The organism is Hymenobacter psoromatis (assembly GCA_001596155.1).
GTDB lineage: Bacteria > Bacteroidota > Bacteroidia > Cytophagales > Hymenobacteraceae > Hymenobacter.
Window position 1 is genome coordinate 102413 of the sequence record CP014769.1, and the last position, 19497, is coordinate 121909.

15 protein-coding genes are annotated in these 19497 nt (G+C 57.8%); 13 read left to right on the top strand and 2 right to left on the bottom strand.

The features are described from left to right. Positions 1-60 precede the first annotated feature (60 nt). From A0257_22825 to A0257_22885, 13 genes are all read left to right on the top strand, one after another. The gene (locus A0257_22825; GenBank protein AMR25526.1) at positions 61-723 is read left to right on the top strand and encodes a resolvase; all 663 of its coding nucleotides are present in this window, start codon (positions 61-63) and stop codon (positions 721-723) included. Between the two features lie 918 nt (positions 724-1641). Next, entirely contained in the window at positions 1642-2250 is a 609-nt protein-coding gene (locus A0257_22830) for a hypothetical protein (protein AMR25527.1), read from the top strand. 583 nt (positions 2251-2833) lie between these two features. Next, positions 2834-3712 (top strand): hypothetical protein, encoded by an 879-nt coding sequence (locus tag A0257_22835; GenBank protein AMR25528.1) that lies wholly within the window; start codon positions 2834-2836, stop codon positions 3710-3712. 40 nt (positions 3713-3752) lie between these two features. Continuing rightward, the gene (locus tag A0257_22840; protein ID AMR25529.1) at positions 3753-4166 is read left to right on the top strand and encodes a hypothetical protein; all 414 of its coding nucleotides are present in this window, start codon (positions 3753-3755) and stop codon (positions 4164-4166) included. A 91-nt stretch (positions 4167-4257) separates the two neighbouring features. Further along, on the top strand, positions 4258-6612 hold the full coding sequence (locus A0257_22845) for a collagen-binding protein (protein AMR25530.1): 2355 nt from the start codon (positions 4258-4260) through the stop codon (positions 6610-6612). 3 nt (positions 6613-6615) lie between these two features. Then, entirely contained in the window at positions 6616-7461 is an 846-nt protein-coding gene (locus A0257_22850) for a hypothetical protein (protein AMR25531.1), read from the top strand. Positions 7462-7736: 275 nt separating this feature from the next. Beyond that, the gene (locus A0257_22855; protein ID AMR25532.1) at positions 7737-8975 is read left to right on the top strand and encodes a hypothetical protein; all 1239 of its coding nucleotides are present in this window, start codon (positions 7737-7739) and stop codon (positions 8973-8975) included. A 1802-nt stretch (positions 8976-10777) separates the two neighbouring features. Further along, a complete protein-coding gene (locus tag A0257_22860; GenBank protein AMR25611.1) occupies positions 10778-11506 on the top strand; it encodes an ABC transporter permease in 729 nt (242 codons plus the stop codon). 269 nt (positions 11507-11775) lie between these two features. Next, entirely contained in the window at positions 11776-12897 is a 1122-nt protein-coding gene (locus tag A0257_22865) for a hypothetical protein (GenBank protein ID AMR25533.1), read from the top strand. 399 nt (positions 12898-13296) lie between these two features. Continuing rightward, positions 13297-14178: an N-acetylneuraminate synthase gene (locus A0257_22870; protein ID AMR25534.1), complete on the top strand. Its 882-nt coding sequence runs from the start codon at positions 13297-13299 to the stop codon at positions 14176-14178. Between the two features lie 759 nt (positions 14179-14937). Next, complete coding sequence (locus A0257_22875) at positions 14938-15315, top strand: hypothetical protein (protein AMR25535.1); 378 nt, start codon at positions 14938-14940, stop codon at positions 15313-15315. A gap of 603 nt (positions 15316-15918) precedes the next feature. Beyond that, the gene (locus A0257_22880; protein ID AMR25536.1) at positions 15919-16743 is read left to right on the top strand and encodes a hypothetical protein; all 825 of its coding nucleotides are present in this window, start codon (positions 15919-15921) and stop codon (positions 16741-16743) included. A gap of 68 nt (positions 16744-16811) precedes the next feature. Next, positions 16812-17408: an FMN-dependent NADH-azoreductase gene (locus tag A0257_22885; protein ID AMR25537.1), complete on the top strand. Its 597-nt coding sequence runs from the start codon at positions 16812-16814 to the stop codon at positions 17406-17408. A gap of 100 nt (positions 17409-17508) precedes the next feature. Here the strand turns inward: A0257_22885 and A0257_22890 are convergent, their stop codons facing one another. Both A0257_22890 and A0257_22895 read right to left on the bottom strand, forming a co-directional pair. Next, positions 17509-18492 carry a chlorophyllase gene (locus tag A0257_22890; GenBank protein ID AMR25612.1) on the bottom strand — a complete coding sequence of 328 codons (984 nt, stop codon included), beginning with the start codon at positions 18490-18492 and terminating at the stop codon, positions 17509-17511. Positions 18493-18604: 112 nt separating this feature from the next. Then, positions 18605-19486, bottom strand: coding sequence for a transcriptional regulator (locus tag A0257_22895; GenBank protein ID AMR25538.1), 882 nt, complete (start codon positions 19484-19486; stop codon positions 18605-18607). Between the last annotated feature and the right edge of the window lie 11 nt (positions 19487-19497).

The following is a 19497-nucleotide window of genomic DNA, read 5'->3' on the forward strand; positions in this document are numbered from 1 at the left end:
GTTTAACGAATGTGAAATGCGCCGGAATGGGGTTAATTTTGCCCAAACTCCTCCGCTCCCATGAAGCAGTACGTCGCCTACCTGCGCGTCTCGACCCAGAAGCAAGGGCAGTCCGGCCTCGGCCTCGAAGCCCAGCGGGCGGCCGTGGGGGCCTTCGTCCAAGCGACGCCCTTAGTAGGGGAATTCGTGGAAGTCGAGTCCGGCAAGAAAAATGAGCGACCTCAGCTAGCGGCGGCGATTGCGCTGGCCAAAACCAAAGGCGCGACGCTGCTCATTGCCAAACTGGACCGGCTCTCGCGCAACGCGGGCTTCATCTTCCAGCTCCGCGATGCGGGCGTAGACTTTGTCTGTTGTGACATGCCCGATGCCAATACCCTCACCGTGGGGCTCTTTGCCGTGCTCGCCCAACATGAGCGCGAAACCATCTCGAAGCGCACGAAGGATGCCCTCGCAGCCAAGAAGGCGCGCGGGGCCCGCCTCGGAACCCCGGCGAACCTCACGCCCGCGGCCACGCAAAAAGGGCGAGCCCGTAATCAGGCAAATGCGCGGATGAATGAACACAACGACCGGGCGGGGGCGCACATCCTGCTGCTGCGGGAGAAGGGCTTCAACTACTCTCAGATTGCCGAGAAGCTGAATGCGCTGCGCTTTCTCACCCGTACCGGCAAGGCATTCCGGGCTGAACAGGTCAAGCGCTTATATCTGCGGGTACTGGCCCTGTAGCTAGATTTGAGCAAAACCTAAACCGGGGTCTATTCTCGGGTCCCAGCCGAATTTACTCGACTCCCTCCTTTTCCTGATTCTAGAGAATGGAGGCCCGAAACTGTCCCACCTAGGCAAACCACCTCGTGGTGCTCAGCAACTAGCCGTAACCTTTTGGCCTAGTTGGTCCTTTCCCCCTCATGGAACCCCCTCTTACGCCTGACCCGACGCCGGCTTTGCGCAGTGCTGACCCGGCTATTACGCACCTCGATACGTTGCTTGATGCGCCCGCGGCGGAAGCCCCTAGCGAGTTGCGCACCGATGCCAGCAAGCTGCTGGCCGATATCGGCATCGTGGCCGACGATGTAAAGAAGATAGTAGACGACCTGTTGGGCTAGCCAGCTCCCCTTATAAGGGTGTTATTAACCAAATAGGGGAAACATCCGACTCAGCCGCCCAGCTGCATGCTTTTTCTGATTAGCGCTTTGACTAGCAATTCATTACCCAAAACAAGGGCAAAACGATAGTCCTAACGTTCATTTTCGCTACCCAATTTCGATTGCGTGAAGGAGCGGGTGAGACGAGCGGGTTTTTCAAGTCTCTTCCGCCGCTTTTGCACTCTGTCACGAGTAACCACGCCAATTGGCCACGGACTCGGAGGTTTTCCCCTAGTCGGTTAATAATACCCTAAGTACGGCTATCTAAGGTAGCCGAGAAGCGGTTGAACCCGACTGCCCCACACTTTTAGATGCTCTCGTCGCGTGGTTACCCGGTCTGAGCATCGGCCTTACCTGAGGGCCGAATGGGCACAGCTAGTAGGGGAAAAGCCTCCTAACTAGTTACGACGGGTACAACTCTGAACGGAGCATCGAGAAGCGAATTTGAACTTTTACTGCACTCCTGCTATTTAGTTACCCAACTGGTTAAGCCGCGCTAATAATGGAATCCCGTAAGCCCTCGACCGAAGAACTCATCCTGGTGGCTGCACGAGCGGTATTCATCGAAAAAGGCCTGGCGGGTGCGCGGATGCAGGAAATTGCTGACCGGGCCGGCATCAACAAGGCCCTGTTGCACTATTATTTCCGCAGCAAGGAAAAGCTAGCGGTCCTCATCATTAGCCGGGTCGTGGGCGAATTGCTGCCGCGCCTGACGGCCATCCTGGAAACCGACCAGGACTTATTTGCGAAGATTCGCCAGCTGGCGGGCGAGTACATCACCTTTATGAGCCGCAATAGCTTTTTGCCCCTGTTCCTCGTCAACGAAGCGAATCGCAACCCGCAGTTTTTTTTTAAAGCAGCCATGCAACATCAGAAGCCACACCTCGTTACGTATCGCCGCCAAGTAGAAGAGGCCGTGGCGCAGGGCCGCATCCGCCCAATCAGCTCAGCGCAACTGCTAATTAATATGAATTCCTTAATAATATTTCCATTCTTAGGCAAGCCAATATTCCAAGTGGCGCTGGACCTGTCAGAGGAAGCGTTTCAGCAGGAGATGGAGCGCCGTCGCACAGATGTCGCCGAGTTCATCATTCGGGCTATTCAGCCCTGATGTTTTTTTGTCCGTTAGTTGACCAACTAGTTAAAGTAACTGGCTGAAACGAATTCTTGCCTCCTGGTATTCCCCTTGCTTCATGAACGAAACCATCTTGATAACCGGGGCCAATGCTAGCCCCGGCAAAGAGGTTGCCCGGCAGCTAGCGTTGGTGCCGGGCACCGAAAAAACCTACTTGGGCTGCCGTAACGCGCAGCACGCCCAGGCCGTGCAGAAGGAACTAGCAGCACGCACGGGCAAGAACATCTTCGAAACTATGCCCCTGAACGTGGCCACTCCTGCCTCGGTGCAGGCGGCCGTGGCAGGGGTGACCATGCCCCTCGATGCCTTGATTATCAACGCGGGCGGCCCCACTGGCTTTCACGAGCTACGGGGTCACTCACGTATTCTCGGACAACTTGTTGGGGCACGTCGTGCTGTTGGAGGAATTGCGCGAAGAAAACAAGCTGCGAAAAATCGCGCGTTACGTTGGCTCGGAAGCGGCGCGGGGCGTGTCGAAACCAGGCATCAAGCTGCCCCACCTGCCCACGTCTTCGGTCGCCGACTTTGTGAGCGCGCTGCTCACCTAGTACGAGCGCTCTTGCTAACGCTGCTGCCCGTGGCAGGGTGGGCGCAAGGGTACGTGGAGGGGGCCAGCCTCAGTTCCGAAGTGCTACCCTTGACCAGTAAGGACCCCGGTCAGGCGTCGGATTTTCGGGCGTACATCACGCGGGCCAGCGTCGTGATGCCCCGTTTTCTGCGGGCCGACAAATCGCAGGCGCTGCTGCTCGGGCTCAATGCGGAAGCGGTCTACTTCGCGGGCAACCGGCCGGGCTTCGACGTGCAGCACCTGTTCGTGGTGACGCCCGTGCTCGGCTACACCCGCCAGCTCACGCCCGCGCTACGGCTAACGGGCCTGTTCCTCCCGACCCTGGGCTCCGACTACCGCCGCATCAAGGGCGAAGACGTCCAGTTCGGCGGCCTCGTGCGGGGCCTCTACCGGGTGAATCCACTGCTGGCATTGGGAGCTACCCTGGGTTTTCGGCAAACGTTTTACGGCCCTACTTATATCTTGCTGGGCGGGCTGGACTGGCAGGTAGCCGATAAAGTGCGGATTTTCGGTGACGTGCCGGCCACCCTAACCGCCAGCTACGCCGCCACGCCCAAGCTCAACGCGGGCCTCGACGTGACCGCTAATTTTGGCAGCTACCGCCTCGAGCCGGAAAACCACTACGTCCGGTACCGCACGTTCATCGCCGGCCTGTTTGCCGAATACTACGTGCAGCCCCGCGTGGCCCTGCGCGCCACGGCCGGCTACAGCCTCGTGCGCAACCTGGAAATTTACCAGGCGGGCGACCGGGTAAGCGGCATTCTGGATTTTGTCAACTTGGGTACCGCGCCTCTCCCCGTCAGCCCGCCCATCGGTAACGGGCTGGTCCTGCGCCTGGCTTTAAGCTTTCGAATGCCCACGCCTAAATGAGCTGACTGCCCGCATACTAGGCGTAACTATTTTGCTCGTTATGAAGGAGTTGCTGCTCACTATCGTACTGGCCGCGCTCGGGCTAACGCTGCTGCGCTGGTCGGCGACCTGGCACCGGGCAATGCCCGCGCTGGGGGTGGTAGTGCGGCCGGTCAGGCTGCGCGGACCGATACCGGGCAGGCAGGTGCGGGTGCTGCACTCGCCCGTGGGTGGCCACGTGCTGGCGGTGTATTTCGAGGACGGGCAGGCGGTGAAAGCCGGCGACCCGCTGCTCAAACTCGTCGTGGGTACCGGCCCCGGCGCGCATCTGGTATTTGTGAAAGCTCCGGCAGCCGGCTACTTGGCCGCGCTGGACATTAGTCCTGGCCCCTACCTGCCAGCTGGCACGCCCTACGCCTGGCTTATCCTGCCCCGTGCCGTACCCGTGACCACCACCGCCCTGCGACTCCCCTAGTAAAATTTATTTGTGGATAGTCTGCTTGATGGTAATAAGAAAATCCTGCTTCCCGTCTTAATCACCTACTGAAACCTACTGCTTAGCCACCATGAAAAGATTTAATTTCCCCTTCGGGCTGGCCTGGCTGACTTTGTTGCTGCTGGGCCCGCCGCCCGCCGCCCAGGCCCAGACGCGCGTCACGCTCAGCGGCACCGTGCAGGATGCCCAAACGGGGGAGAGCCTGAGCGGGGCCACCATCCGCCTGGTCGAGTTGCCCGGCACGGGCACCGCGGCCAACGCCTACGGCTTCTTCTCGCTGAGTGCGCCGGCGGGTACCTACACCGTGGAGGCCAGCTTCGTGGGCTACGCGCCGCAGCAGCGGAAGCTGACGGCCACTATTAGCCAGCGCGTCGATTTCAAACTGGCCCCGGGCGGGAGCGAGTTGAGCGAAGTGGTGGTGACGGCCCGCAGCGCCGAAGCGGCCATCAGCAAGGCGCAGATGGGCGTCGAAATTATTGACCTCAAGCAGATTGCTAAGGTGCCGGTGCTCTTCGGCGAGAAGGATGTGCTCAAATCCCTGACCCTGCTGCCGGGCATTAAGTCGGCGGGGGAGGGCAGCAGCGGCTTCTCAGTGCGGGGCGGGGCCTACGACCAGAACCTGATTCTGCTCGACGAGGCCCCGGTGTACAACGCCTCGCACCTACTGGGCTTCTTCTCCACCTTCAACTCCGATGCCATCAAGGACCTGACCGTGTACAAGGGTGGGATGCCGGCCCAGTACGGCGGGCGGCTCTCGTCGGTGGTCGATATCAAGATGAAGGAGGGCAACAACCAGCAGCTGCACGGCAGCGGCGGTATTGGTCTCATTGCCTCGCGCCTAGCCCTGGAAGGCCCCATCGTGAAGAACAAGGGCTCGTTCCTGCTCACCGGCCGGCGTACCTATGCCGACCTGTTTCTTCAGCTCTCGTCGAACGAGACCACCAAAAAGGCGCAGCTCTACTTTTACGACTTCAACGCCAAGGCCAATTACACCCTCAACGAGCGCAACCGCCTGTACTTCTCGGGCTACTTGGGTAAAGACCTACTGGGCCTGGCCGGCACTTACGGCCAAAACTACGGCAACCAGACGGCCACCCTGCGCTGGAACCACTTGTTTTCGGACCGGGTGTTTTCCAATACCTCACTGATTTACAGCAAGTACGATTATCAGGTTACGCTGACTTCCAACAGCCAGGACTACGGCATCGACTCCAAAATTCAGGACTACAACCTCAAGCAGGACTTCGAATTTACGCTCGGCCCGACCCAGAAACTCCGCTTCGGCGGGCAGGCCATCTACCACACCATCACGCCCGGCCACCTGACGGCGGCCACCGACGCGGCCGTGAACGCCACGCCTACCAAGCCCAACTACTCGCTTGAATCGGCTGCCTACGTCTCGCACGAGTGGCAGGCCGCGCCGCGCCTCAACTTCACCACCGGCCTGCGGCTGTCGGTGTTCAGCCTGCTCGGTACGGGCACCTACTCGACCTACGACGCGGCAGGCAACACGCTGGTCAGCACCGATTACACCAAGAAAAACGAAGTGCTCAAAACCTACGTCAACCTGGAGCCGCGCTTCGCGGGGAGCTACCAGCTCAACGAGGCCAGCACCGTGAAGGCCGGCTACGCCCGCAACGTGCAGAACCTGCACCTGCTCAGCAACACCAACGCCGCCTCGCCCACCGACCTCTACGTGCCCACTACTTTCAACGTGAAGCCCGAGCTGGCCGACCAATTTTCGGTGGGCTATTACCGCTCGCTGGGGGCCAAAAAGGCGTATTCGCTGGTCGTGGAGAGCTACTACAAGACGATGAGCCACCAGATTGACTACCGCAACGGCACGGAGCTGCGCGGCAATTTCGACGTGGAAAGCAGCCTGCTCTACGGCAAGGGCCGGGCCTATGGGGTCGAGTTTCTGCTGCGTAAAGACGCGGGCCGCCTCACCGGCTGGCTGGGCTACACGCTGAGCAAAACCGAGCGGCAGTTTACGGATGTGAACGCGGGGTCCTGGTACCCGGCTCGGCAGGACCGGCCCCACGACCTGTCGCTGGTGGTGCTCTACCAGCGCAATCCGCAGTGGAATTTCTCGGGCACCTTCCTGGCCAGCACCGGCAGCGCGGCCACCTTCCCGGTGGGCAAATACGACGTGGCGGGCCAGGCCATCAGCTACTACGGCCTGCGCAACGCCGACCGTCTGCCCAACTACTACCGCCTGGACCTGGGCGCGACCTACGAGAAGCCCGGCCAGGAACACCACCGCATTCGCAGCAGCTGGACGTTCTCGATTTACAACGTGCTGGGCCGGGAGAATACGTACAGCCTCCGCTTCCGGCAAGACCCCAATGACGCCACCAGAACGGAGGCCATCCAAACCTCGCTGTTCCGCCAGATTCCCTCCGTCACCTATAATTTCAACTTTTAAGCCATGTTCACCTCTCTGCACAAGCGGCTCCTGACCGCTGCGGCGCTGCTGCTGACCGCCACCGGCTGTGAAAAAGTCCTCGACCTGCCCCTGAAAACCTCGCCCGTGAACATCGTCATCGAAGGCAACCTGGTGGACGACAACCGGCCCGCCCAGGTACGCCTCACTACGTCAGTTAATTACAAGCAAGCCAACGCATATCCGCCCGTCACCGGGGCCGTCGTTACCCTCTCCGACAATGCCGGTAGCTTGGAAGTGCTGCGCGAAACCAGTCCCGGCCAGTACGTGGGCGCTACCCTCCGGGGCGTGCCGGGCCGGGTGTACACGTTGCGGGTCGAAACCGGCGGCGCGGCCTACGTGGCCGTGTCCACCCTGCCAGCGGTGGTGCCCTTCGAGGAGGTGCACACCGAGCCGGGCGCATTCGGAAACGACGACGGCTTGCAAACCGTCGTGCAGTACACCGACCCGGTGGGCCTGGGCAACAGCTACCTGTTCCGCCAGTACCGCAACGGCCAGCTCAACAAAACCATTTACCTGCAAAACGATAAGTTTAACGACGGCAAGCATGTGGACCAGCAGCTACGCAGCGGCAACAGCGGGCCCGGCGGCAACGCAGGCGGCCCGCCCCCCGCGCCTATCGACTTGCTCATTTCCGGCGACAGTCTGACCGTGGAGATGCAGAACGTCGACCCCGGCGTGTACCAATACTTCAGCACCCTGAACCGGATTTTGCAGGAAAACCCCGCCTCCAGCGTGACACCGGCCAACCCCACGTCCAATTTCAGCGGCGGGGCCCTGGGCTATTTCAGCGCTCATTCGCGGCGCGTGCGGCGGATTAAAGTACCGTAGGCGAGGCACCATGTGTTTGAATGGGCTAGAGGAAGGATTAAAAGACCGGCTGAAAGAGGGTTTAATTGCAGTTACGCAGCCGGGGGTAGCGCGTTCTTAACGAAGGCGTTACGTACTATCAGGCTTTAAATTTTAGCTTAAAATCCGTTTGGAAATTGGTAAGGTTCCGAAGGAAAATTATGCTCATCTGGCGAATTCCTGGACGGCTTCCAGGTACGCCAGCGTGCTCCCACAGGCTTTAAACCTCCATCTCTCCCATTTAACTTTTTCGCACGATGAAACTACCTTTCTTTTTCCTCTTGCTGACCGGCTGGCTGCTCGCCGCCCGTCCCGCCGCCGCCCAGGCCCAAATTGACACCACGCGAGGGCGCTACTACCAGCCCGTTTTCGCCAGCGTGGACGTGGTGCGCAACGTGACTTACGGCGCGGCCACTACCTACACTGGCGGCACCCAAATGCTGACGATGGACGTGTACCAGCCCACCGGTGATACCGTGCAGCGCCGGCCGCTCGTCATTTTTGCCCACCAGGGCGGCTTCTTTGTCGGCTCGAAAACGGATGTCTATATGGTGGCCGTGTGTACCCGGCTGGCCCGGCTGGGCTACGTCACGGCCAGCATCGAGTACCGGCTGGGCTTCCCTGTCACCGGCTACCTGGCCCCGGCCGATACGGTGGGCGTGGCCCAGGCCGCCGTGCGCGGGATGCAGGACATGCGGGCCGCCGTGCGCTTCTTTCGCCAGGACGCGGCCACTGCCAAAGCCTACCGCGTTCATCCGAATTACCTGGTAGTGGGCGGCTCGTCGGCCGGGGCCTTCATGGCCCTCGAAACCGGCTACATCGATAAACCCGCCGAAGTACCGGCCTACGTGGGCCTGGCCGCGCTCGGCGGCATCGAGGGTGCCAGCGGCAACCCCGGCTTCAGCAGCGCCGTGCTAGCCGTGCTCAACCTGAGCGGGGCCACCCAAAGCCCCGGCATCATTGAAGCCGGCAACGCGCCGCTGTGCAGCATCCACGGCACGGCTGATGCCACGGTACCCTACTTCCAGGGCAAAATCGGTTCGGTGCTGCCGCCCAAGTACGTGTATGGCAGCGGTCGGCTCAATCCCCGCGCCACCGCCGTGGGCATCCGCAACACGTTGCGTGCGCTCCGGGGCGCGGGCCACATTCCGGCCGAAAGCAGCCCCGCTTACGCTGACACCGCGTTCTGGACCATCCGCGACTTCCTGCGGCCCCTGCTACGGCAGGCTGGCTCGCCGCTGGCGGCCACGGCCGCTACTCCCGCCGGCGCAACGGCCCAGGCCTACCCCAACCCCGCCCAAGAGGCCGTGCAGCTGGTGGTGCCGGCCGCCTGGCACCAACTCGGCGAGGCCCAATTGCTCGACCTGTCCGGCCGCGTGGTGCGCCGTCTCGATTCGCGCCCGACGGACCTGCGCCTGGTCCGCGAAAACCTGGCCGCCGGCGTGTACCTGCTCCGCTTTCCCGGCCAGGTACCGCTGCGCTTAGTGTTTGAGTAACAGGGGTCGCCCGATAGTAGGAACGAAAAATAACGCTAAGCTCAGTTGACCGTCAAAACCAAGCATTTTTCCTCAATAGGTCAGCTATTGAGGCTAGGACAGGCCGTTGCTACGTGGGATGAGCAAAGAATACGCGCCGGCTACGGCAGCGCGTATGTTCCGCTAAAACAGCTTTTGTAGCGTTAAAACGGACGTTTTCTGAGCTAGCTCGCCGGCTCAAAAATCTCTAGCGTTGTTTTCCATTCCTACTATCGGGCGACCCCTTACTGGCCGGCCTTGGCCCGGGTACTGGCGCTACTTCGAATGACAGGCACAAATACGCCGAGTATACCGGCTGACATAGCAACCTATACATGTCAGCTAACTAAGTAACCATTGGCAAATAGTTTATGTTATTATTCTTACCTTTATAGCATGGGAAGAGTCAACACACCAGTACTAAGTGAGTCAGCTAAATTAATCTTAGAACAGGGAGCAAGAACAGGAAATACAGCCTGTTTTCGCACTAGATGTGAAGTAGTTTTGCTAAAAGCTGCGGGACTAGCTTCTGAGCAGGTAGCTAAGCTTACGACCATGACCTATGTGAGTGTTAATGCGTGGACAAAACGGTATAAAGAGGAGGGTATGGACGGATTAAAAACAAAGGCTGGACGCGGGCGAAAAGCAGTGCTCAGCGTGGAGGTTGATAAGGAATCCGTTTTGCAAGCTGTACAAGCGAACAGACAGCGTATTCAAACTGCCAAAGCGGCATGGGAACAGGAATCTAGCAAAGTAGTTAGCCTAAGTACATTCAAAGGTTTTTTAAAAGTCTTAACGGACGATATAAGCGGATAAGAAAGCGTTGTAAAGGGAAACCCAACCCGGAATTATACGGGCTAAAAGTAGAGCAACTAGCTGATTTGGAGAAGCTAGCTCAGCAAGATTTTATAGACTTATTCTATGGAGATGAAAGTCATGTTTGCAGTACGGGCTATGTTCCTTACGGCTGGCAATTTCCGGGAGAGGAGGTTTTCATACCTGTTGAAAAAGGCTATAAAATTAACGTGTGGGGTCTTATCAGCCGAAGCAATCAAACGCATTGGCTAACGACCGAAGGGAATATTAATGCAAGGTTTGTGTTTACGCAATTAGACGAATTATCCTTTCGCATTCGAAAGCCGACGGTGATTGTAGTAGATAACGCGAGTATTCACAAAGCCCAACTTATCCAGCAGCAATTACCCTTCTGGGAAGACCGGGGATTATACGTATTTTATTTGCCTACTTATTCTCCACACCTCAATCTGGCGGAAACACTCTGGCGTAAACTGAAAAAAGAACAGCTCGACCCAGTTGACTATTCTACCAAAGATACCCTTTTCTATGCAGTTAACCGATGTTTAGCGCAGGCAGGAAATTTATGGAGAATAAATTTCTCCGAATTTAACATGAGCTAATTGTTAACGAGTACTTACCCCCGCTATATTGCAAGCAGCTCTTTTCATCGCTTTCATTTCGTCACTTGTAAGCTTTCCTCTGAAAATCAATTTTTTACTCGCCTTAATCAGCCTGAGCACTGGGCTGCTTTCTCCTGTGATAGAGTGGGCCCCCGGGGTGGCGCTGCACGGCTCCGCTAACCTCACTATTCTCCTCGACGACAAGCCCACTGGTACCAGCAACGGCTAGCAAAAAAATTGAGTCCGCTCTTATGTAGTGGTAGCAGCTTTGAGGAAGCGGGCTGGCCGCCAGCCAAGAGACATTATCCTATCCAGCACCTGCTTATTAACCACGAAAAAATGGTCAATTTCAAGTTCCCTCAGCCAATTTCTGCTTTCGGCCGCTTCGTGCTGCTGTTATTCGCCGCGGTTACCCAACCTGAGGGCTGGCAAGTGCTTGGGCGGCGGACCCTGGACGAAGCGGTACTTATCGGGACCGACTCGGTCTTTATCGTGGGCTTGGTAGCCAGCTTCATCGGGGCCGTCACGTGCGTACAGATTACCTATAACCTAGTCAACCCCTTCGTGCCGATGAGCATGGTGGGCTACATGGTGCGCGAGATGACGATACTGGAGTTAGCCCCCACCATTACCAGCATCGTGCTGGCCGGCAAGGTGGGTTCATCCATCGCCGGCGGGCTGGGCACGATGCGCATCACGGAGCAGATTTCGGCCCTGGATGTGATGGGTATCAACTCAGCCTCTTATCTGATATTACCACGGGTGCTGGCGGCGCTGTTTGTGTTTCCGCTGCTCGTCATGCTGGCCATGAACCTAAGCATCCTGGGCGGCTACGTGGCCAGTCAGGTGCTGGGGCTGATGGCTGGCAACGACTACATCACCGGACTTCGCTACGACTTCGTGCCCTATACAGTGGTTTTCTCCCTCATTAAATCGGTCGTCTTCGCATTTCTGATAGCCAGTATCTCGGCCTACAAAGGTTACACCATGCACGGCGGGGCCCTCGAAGTAGGGCTGGCCAGCACGGCCGCCGTGACCAATTCCATTATTGCCGTTCTGCTAGCCGACTACGTACTAGCCGCCCTCTTACTGTGAAGAAGCTATAGTAGGCGGGAGGGCAGGCACTCGTAAAATAGTGCGCTTCGAAATGGGGGTAGCCGCCTCCTCCTGCATCTGCTTTTAGACGGGTCTGGCGGTCGGAAACACCTGCTGCGTGGTCGTCAGCTCGCCAGTAACACTACCGGCCCGGAGCTTCCGCCATACCCTGCCAATTGCGCCCAACCAATTGGGCCGGAAGCAAGCGTAAGCTTCCTCACTACTTGATAACCAATATGCCACACTCCTTGCTTCGCCCGTGCCCACGGATGCACTGCTTGCCGCGCCACCTGGCGTGGTTGCTCCTTCTGCTCAACTGGCCTGGTCTGGTGCTGGCGCAGTCCAAGCCGTACCGCACCGAAAATGTTATCTTGGTGACGCTCGACGGCATGCGCTGGCAGGAAATATTTGGGGGTGCCAAGGAGCGGCGGCTGGGCCGCGCCGCCGGGCAACGGGTGGCTCCTGAGGCCCGGTCAACGGCCGAGCAGCGCCGACGGGCGTTGCTGCCCTTCTTGTGGGACACGGTGGCCGCACAGGGACAGCTCTACGGCAACCGCGTCTCCGGCAACCGGGTCAATGTGGCTAATTACCAGCATTTCTCTTATCCGGGCTATCAAGAACTGCTCACGGGGTTTCCGAACGCCTGCATCCTCAGCAATGCGCCGGTCGACAACCACTACCCCTCTGTGCTGACCAGCCTCAACCAGGCCCCCGCCTACCAGGGGCGAGTGGCCGCTTTCGCTTCGTGGTCGGTGCTGGGTCACATCCTCAATGCGCCGTGCTGTGACTTTCCCGTGAACGCCGGCTGGCAGCCCGCCGCCGGGCCCGGCCTAACGGCCCACGAGCAGCAGCTCAACGCCTACCTGCGGACATGCCCGCGGCCGTTTGTCCACGTGCGCACCGATACGCTCACTTTTGCTTACGCCTTCGACTACCTCCAGCGCCGGCAGCCGCGGGTACTTTACATCGGCTTCGGCGAGACCGACGAGCTGGCCCACGAGGGCCGTTATGCAGACTATTTAGCGGCGGCTCACGCGGCCGACCACTGTCTGGCGCAGCTCTGGGCCTACGTACAGGCCACGCCGCGCTACCGTAACAAGACGACGCTGCTCATTACCACCGACCACGGTCGGGGCCAGGGCCCCTTGTGGCGCCAGCACGGCTTATGGGTGCCGGGCTCGGGCCAGACCTGGCTGGCGGTGCTCGGACCCGATACGCCCCCCACGGGCGAACAGCGGGGCCGGGGCCAGCTCTACGCCAAGCAAGTAGCCCAGACCCTGGCGCACTTACTGGCCGTCCCGTATCAAGGTGCACGGCCGACGGGTCCGGTTGTGGAGGGCCTGTTCCTAGATTACCCACTGCTAGATTACCCCCTGGCCCGAGGTCGGTAGCTTGTTCGTCCAGCCAAGTGCTACTCCGCGAGGACCAAGCGTACACCACGGGTTCGGCAAGAGCCGTCTCTGGCGTCTGTTCTGCATTTGCTTATAGCTTTCAGAGGCCGGCATCCACCCGCTGCCACCCAACCAGCAGGAAATCAACATCATGACTCTCTTCGGAGAAGCGGCGTTCAAGTTGCTCACATTGGGTGTGCCAGTTAACTCAGCGCGTGCAGGTGGCCATTAAGACATTTTAGAACGCCAGCAAGGGCACCCGTCAGCGGCTGGCCCGCGCAAGGATAATTTACCGCGAATGAAATGATGCCGCCTCACTAGGCACCTAAAACTTCTTGCTGTACCCAGCTCGGCTGGTATTCAGTCTCGTTTTTCCATTTATCTTAAGTATTTCGTCTTATGTCTACCGTTCAAATCAAGAAAAACCGCGCCATTGGTCCCGGCCAACCGTGCTACATCATTGCCGAAATCGGCATCAACCACAACGGCTCGCTCGACCTAGCCAAACAGCTCATCGACGCGGCTGTAACGGCCGGTACCGACGCCGTGAAGTTTCAGAAGCGCACGCCGGAGTTGTGCGTTCCCAAGGACCAGTGGGAAAAAACGCGCGATACGCCCTGGGGCCGCATGAGCTACATCAACTACAAGCGCAAAACCGAGTTTGGCCTTGAAGAATACACAGTCATCGACGACTACTGCAAGGCTCGGGGCATCGACTGGTTCGCCTCGTGCTGGGATGAACCCTCCGTGGATTTCATGGAGCAGTTCCAGCCCGTGCTCTACAAAATGGCGAGTGCTTCGCTCACCGACAAGCCCCTGCTCGACCGCGTGCGGGCCACTGGCCGGCCCCTGATGCTGAGCACCGGCATGAGCACTCAAAGCGAGATAACCGACGCCGTGGCCTACATAGGCCTTGATAACCTGCTGATTGCGCACAGCACGTCGGCTTACCCATGCCCCCCCCAGGAGCTGAACCTACGCATGATTCAGACCCTGACTGCGCAGTTTCCGGGCACGCCCATCGGCTACTCGGGCCACGAAACTGGCTTAAGTACCACCGTAATGGCCGTGGCCCTGGGCGCGACGTTCGTGGAGCGCCACTTTACCCTGGACCGCGCCCTGTGGGGCTCCGACCACGCCGCCAGCGTGGAGCCCGGCGGCCTGGCCAAGATGGTGCGCGACATCCGGGATGCGGAAGCTTCTTTGGGCGACGGCCAAAAATGCGTGTACGCTAGTGAGCTGGAACCGCGTCGCCGACTGCGCCGCGAATTGGCTTCTTAGTTTCAAGTTTGGCCTTGGTTAAAAGTTTGGTCCAAATGCTACATGGGTAGAAAATCAGCTCTCACTCGTCACTTTATCGCCGCAAATTTCTGCTTTTCAAGCACGCTAGCTAATGCTATGTTAATTAGGTCAAGACTTTTAGTTGCCGCTCACTTCGAGGCGGCGTATAGCTTTGCTGGATGAAGCAGTTGCGCACGGGTAGTTATTCAGTTTATACACTGGAAGGGCATCTGGTGTGGCGCACGAAACACCGTTATTAGGTGCTGACCGGCGAGGGGCAACTACGCTGCCGGAACCTATTGCGGCCGGCCTGCAACGCGCTGGACGTGCAGATTCTAAAAGGGGTAGTAAGCAAAGACCACACTCATTTGCACGTACCCAATCCGCCTTCGGTGAGCCTGAGCGAGTTAATGCGGCTAAAAAGACGAAGCGCCAAGTTGCTGTTGCCGGAGTTTCCCGAACTCAAGCGGCGGTACTGGGGCGGGCATTTCTAGGGTATTGGCTACGGGGCGTGGAGTGTGGATAACATCACGGACGAACTCTTGTAGGCGTATTCGAATCAGCACAAAGACTATCCCAATGAGGAGGAGAATTTCATTCTGGAGTAGCCCACTTTCAGTGGCGGCCTTCCAGTCGGCTTTAGCCGAAACCGCTGAATTTCATTCGCTATCAAACCTGTGGACTTCCAGTTCATAGTCGTTAGGTTTCGTAAGGGGCTTACCTGAGGAAACCTGTTTTTTCGAGAAACCTATTGAAACAATGGAAGAAAATAAAACTAGTAACGAAGCCTATTGTCCGATCTATTTAACGGGGCTGCGGGACTCGATGGACCTTCTTTCCGGCAAATGGAAAATGCGTATCATCGGCTCCCTCATCTTCGGCAAAAAGCGCTTCATGGAACTCATCGGTCATGTAGAAGGCATCGCCGCCAAGATGCTTTCCAGCGAATTGCAGCATCTGGAGCTAAATGGGCTCGTTAAACGGATCGTGCTGAATACGAAGCCCATCATGGTGGAATATGAGCTTACCGAATATGGGCATTCGCTCAAGCCTATCATTGACCAAATGGCTACCTGGGGCATCCAGCACCGGATAAGGGTGAATCAGCGGCCTGAACGGCAAGGAAGCGAAGTCTGAGGCTTACCCTGAGTTACAGTTGCAACTTAAGCCGGCCAATTAACTTCCAATTGCCATAGGCGGAGACTTTTGGCATTCCCTTCGGTTCAAAACCCGCTTGGGTAGGATGCGGCAGCGCAGGCCGGGCTAGGTGCGCAGGTGGCTGCCCAGCCGAGCGCCCTAGTAGCTGAGCTACAGACCTTGCTGCGGGTCGGGTGCAAATAAATCGTCAGCCGAGGTTCGGTCCGGCGCACCTTGGGTGAAGCCCGACAAACGGCCATTCACTGGGCTACTCCACAGGATACCTGCCGTTGGTTTCACTAGGGTAGGTAACATGGCTCCCGTTCAGGAGGCTGCTACAAGTCGGTGGGAGTAACTATTCCCTTTCCCAGTCATATTCTTCCGGGGTTTTGCCATGCTGCTGCTCTGCGCTAGGTTTCATGGAGGAAACTGGTTTCCTCCATGAAACCTATGGTATAGAGGCTCTTGCACCGGAGTAATTTTGCCTGAGTCTTTTAGAAGCAGGCTTTTAGTAAAGAACCCAGGGCCTGGCACAGGCTAGCCCGCGCGTTAGCAAATTCCTAATTATCAGCCACGATTTAATAGAAATATTTACAAAATAAAATGGAGAAGAAAATCAAGAAAATAGCTTCCCTGCATTTAGCAGAACAAACCCCGGGTTTTACTTCTACCGGCGTGATGAACGCGGAATATAACACCGAACCTTATTTGGTATTTGGGGAATTTTACATGGACCGGTCCGTTTTCGGGCCTCATGCGCACGCGGGAGTTTCGGTTATGACGTATGTGCTGCCGGATAGCAAAGGCTCCTTTCTGAACCGGGATAGTCTGGGCGACCACACTATTATTGGCCCCGGCGGTGTCCAGGTAACGCAGACGGGAAGCGGTATTTATCACGATGAATTACCGGAAATTCCTGGTACCAATTGCCACGCTTTTCAGATTTGGATAAATCATGGTGCCAAGGACCGGTTGGTGGAGCCGAAAGCCCTGCATCTGCCTGCAAAAGAGGTACCCGAGTTCAAAACCGAGCAGGTTCTGCTGCGGGTAATCCAGGGCAACTACCAGGATTTGCAATCGCCCCTGAAACTGGTGACCGAAACGTTGCTTTTTGATGTCGCCATGCAACCAAATGCTGTCCTTGAATTAGCAGCTATGGAAATGACCTTTATCTACTTGATTTCGGGCAGGATTGTGATAAATGGTAAAGAAATAGCCGGTCGCAGTCTGGTTAAGTTTGCTGATGAGGGCGAGAGCATAGTGGTAACGACGAGCGGGGATAACGCAAATTTTATGTTTGCTTCCGGCACCCCGCACCACGAGCCTATTATTTACGGCGGGCCTTTTGTGATGACCACTCAACAACAAATGCAGGAGACGCGCCAGCGCCAGCAACGAGGTGAAATGGGTTTTTTGCTTCCAGTATAGCCTTCAAATAAGTTGATTGCCTCTTTAATCATTTCCTCTTTTTAGTCACCCTATTTTTATTTTCTGCCGTGCAGATACTCCAAATCCTATCCAGCCCCCGCGGGACCGATTCGTACAGCAACCAACTCAGCAACGCGATGGTAGCCAAGCTCGTGGCGGCCAACCCCGGTAGCACCGTGCGGGTGCATGACCTCGCTAACAAGCCCTTCCCGCACCTGGAAGAGGCCCAATTGAAGTCGTTCTTCACCCCTACGGAGCATCGCAGCCCCGAGCAGCAGCAGGCCATTCGCCACTCCGACGAGGCCATTACCGAAATCATGGCCGCCGACACTATCGTGATTGGGGCACCGCTCTACAATTTCGGCATCCCCTCGACGCTCAAGGCGTGGATTGACCACATCGCCCGCGCCGGCGTCACGTTTCGGTACTCGGCCACCGGGGCCGAAGGGCTGGTGAAAGGTAAAAAAGTGTACGTGGCAATGGCCAGCGGGGCCGTTTATTCCGAAGGCCCCTGGGCAAGTGCCGATTTTGTGTCTCCCTACCTAAAAACTATCCTGGGCTTCCTGGGCATGACCGACCTGACCGTCGTTCGGGTGGAAGGCGTCAATATGCCCGACCTGAAGGAAAAGGCGTTGGAAAAAGCAATAGCCAGCTTCTACGTGTGAAGCATTAACCATTCTAAAGGCTCCTTCTCTAGCCGGATTACCCCGCAAAAAAGAGCTGCTCAGCAGCGGCCCTTTTTTGGGGGTAATCCGGCTAAAGCGCTTATTTACATACTACCCGGCCCTGCGGAGCAGGGCTGTCCTGCAACGCAGCACACGCTACGGGCCAGGCGGAGTCTTCGGGGTAGAGCGTGGTGCGTAGGTAAGCCCACGTAAGCTGCTGAACCAGCGCCACGCGCTCAGGGTTTTCATCCGTCGTTTCCGCCACATCATAGCCCGTAATGCCCCCGAGCAAATGCTCGCCGCCCACTACCGTCACCAAGCATTTAGGGCTGGGGCTCAGGTTATAGGGGTCGGCGTGCCAATCTGCCCCGCGCGTCGTGAGGTGGGGCGAGCTATCCTGGTCGCCCATCACCACGAGGGCCGGCGTCGTCATCTCGGCGAAGCTGGGCTGCCGGAAGAAGGAAAAATTCTCCGTGGCAAACGCACTGAGGGCCACCCCGCCAGCGCCAGGCGCCGACAACAGCACCCCCGCTTTGATGCGCGGCTCGGCCAGCGTTACCACCTCGCCGTTTGCCGGGTCGGTCAGCTGCGCCCCTAGCAGCATGCCAGCCGTGTGACCGCCCAGGGAGATGCCCGCGACCGCAATCCGCGTGTGGTCCAGACGCCCGCTGAGCAGCGGAACAGACGCTTCCAGGTCGGCGAGTTGGTCGATGATGTGCGTCATGTCTTCCACGCGGGACCGCCAAAACAAGGGCCAACCGGGCGTTTCCGGGCCCAAATCCAAGGTTTTGGAATCCAGATGGGTCGGCTGGATTACGACGAAGCCGTGCGCCGCCCAGTAATTGGCCAGTGGCGCGTTGCCGTTCAGCGAGGCGAGGTTATTCGACCGGCCATGACCGTGCGAGAGCAGTAGGATGGGCAGCGCCTGCCCGGTGGCAGGCGCGGAGATGCGCAGGTGCAGCGCGGCGACGCGCCCCGGTGCCGCGAGCACTACCGGGCTGATGGAGATGACGGGCGTAGCGTCGCTGGCAGCGGCCTCGCCCCGGCCAGGGGCCGGCGGCGAGGTGGTGGGGGTTGGGTTCATGTCGTTGCGTGGGTTACCGGCCGGCGGTACTACTGGCCGCTTTTTGATAACGCAAAGTTTCACTTGCCCGGAGATTGCTGGTTAATGATAATCAAACCAAAAAGTATGATTATCAAACTTTACGCGCTCGGTATGAGGTCGGGATGAGGCCGGTCACGCGCTTGAAGTAATTATTAAAATAAGTGGAGTATTCGAAGCCCAGCCCGTCGGCAATGTCAGCGATGCTCCACGTCGTATGTTGCAGCAGCGCTTTGGCCTCCAGAACCAGGCGCTCCGCAATGTGGACGGAGGTCGGTTTGCCGGTGACTTCCTTCACCGAACGATTGAGGTAGTTGACGTGCACCGAAAGGCTACTGGCATAGCTTTGGGCCGTTCGCAGGCGCAGCGGATGGGCGGGGCTTTCGATGGGAAATTGCCTTTCCAGCAGTTCTAGAAACAGCTGGGTAATCCGCCCGGCGGCGTTTTTTTGGGGCAGCCCCTTTGGTGACGACTGCATCCGCAGGGCTTCCTGGATAAGGAGGGCCAGATAGGTTTTAATCAGCTCATCTTTATGCGCATAGCCCCCATTATGCACCGCCAGTAGCTGCTGAAAAAGAGCCGTCATGAACGCCGCTTGTTCGTCATTTAGCAGAATAATGGGGGGGGCACCTATATGAAATAAGGGGGACTGCTGTAGTCCTGCCGAGTGCTTTCTGCCCGCTAGGAAAGCATCGGTGAACAGACAAGCATACCCGTTGTTTTTGGTAGAATGATGCACCGCCGAATTCGGCACTAGCGGATTGCCAAGAAATAAAAAGGTGCCATCCAGTCGCGTACTTTCCTCCCCGTGGCAGATGGTCATCTGACCGGTTACCAGCACTATTTTATAAAAATCCCGGCGGCTAGAAGTTGGGGAAGAATGGACAGGTTCCGTAATTTTGTACGCTTTGAAGCCTTGCAGCTTTAACTCATCAAGGGGGAAAGCTGGCCACTCAGAGGCTGAATTACTAGTCATCCCACAAAGTT

Excerpts from the sequence above, each read along its gene's own strand:
- A0257_22870 (AMR25534.1), top strand. The coding sequence starts at position 13,297 with ATGTCTACCGTTCAAATCAAGAAAAACCGCGCCATTGGTCCCGGCCAA.
- A0257_22880 (AMR25536.1), top strand. The coding sequence starts at position 15,919 with ATGGAGAAGAAAATCAAGAAAATAGCTTCCCTGCATTTAGCAGAACAA.
- A0257_22875 (AMR25535.1), top strand. The coding sequence starts at position 14,938 with ATGGAAGAAAATAAAACTAGTAACGAAGCCTATTGTCCGATCTATTTA.
- A0257_22895 (AMR25538.1), bottom strand. The coding sequence starts at position 19,486 with ATGACTAGTAATTCAGCCTCTGAGTGGCCAGCTTTCCCCCTTGATGAG.
- A0257_22830 (AMR25527.1), top strand. The coding sequence starts at position 1,642 with ATGGAATCCCGTAAGCCCTCGACCGAAGAACTCATCCTGGTGGCTGCA.
- A0257_22850 (AMR25531.1), top strand. The coding sequence starts at position 6,616 with ATGTTCACCTCTCTGCACAAGCGGCTCCTGACCGCTGCGGCGCTGCTG.
- A0257_22855 (AMR25532.1), top strand. The coding sequence starts at position 7,737 with ATGAAACTACCTTTCTTTTTCCTCTTGCTGACCGGCTGGCTGCTCGCC.
- A0257_22840 (AMR25529.1), top strand. The coding sequence starts at position 3,753 with ATGAAGGAGTTGCTGCTCACTATCGTACTGGCCGCGCTCGGGCTAACG.
- A0257_22865 (AMR25533.1), top strand. The coding sequence starts at position 11,776 with ATGCACTGCTTGCCGCGCCACCTGGCGTGGTTGCTCCTTCTGCTCAAC.
- A0257_22845 (AMR25530.1), top strand. The coding sequence starts at position 4,258 with ATGAAAAGATTTAATTTCCCCTTCGGGCTGGCCTGGCTGACTTTGTTG.
- A0257_22890 (AMR25612.1), bottom strand. The coding sequence starts at position 18,492 with ATGAACCCAACCCCCACCACCTCGCCGCCGGCCCCTGGCCGGGGCGAG.
- A0257_22825 (AMR25526.1), top strand. The coding sequence starts at position 61 with ATGAAGCAGTACGTCGCCTACCTGCGCGTCTCGACCCAGAAGCAAGGG.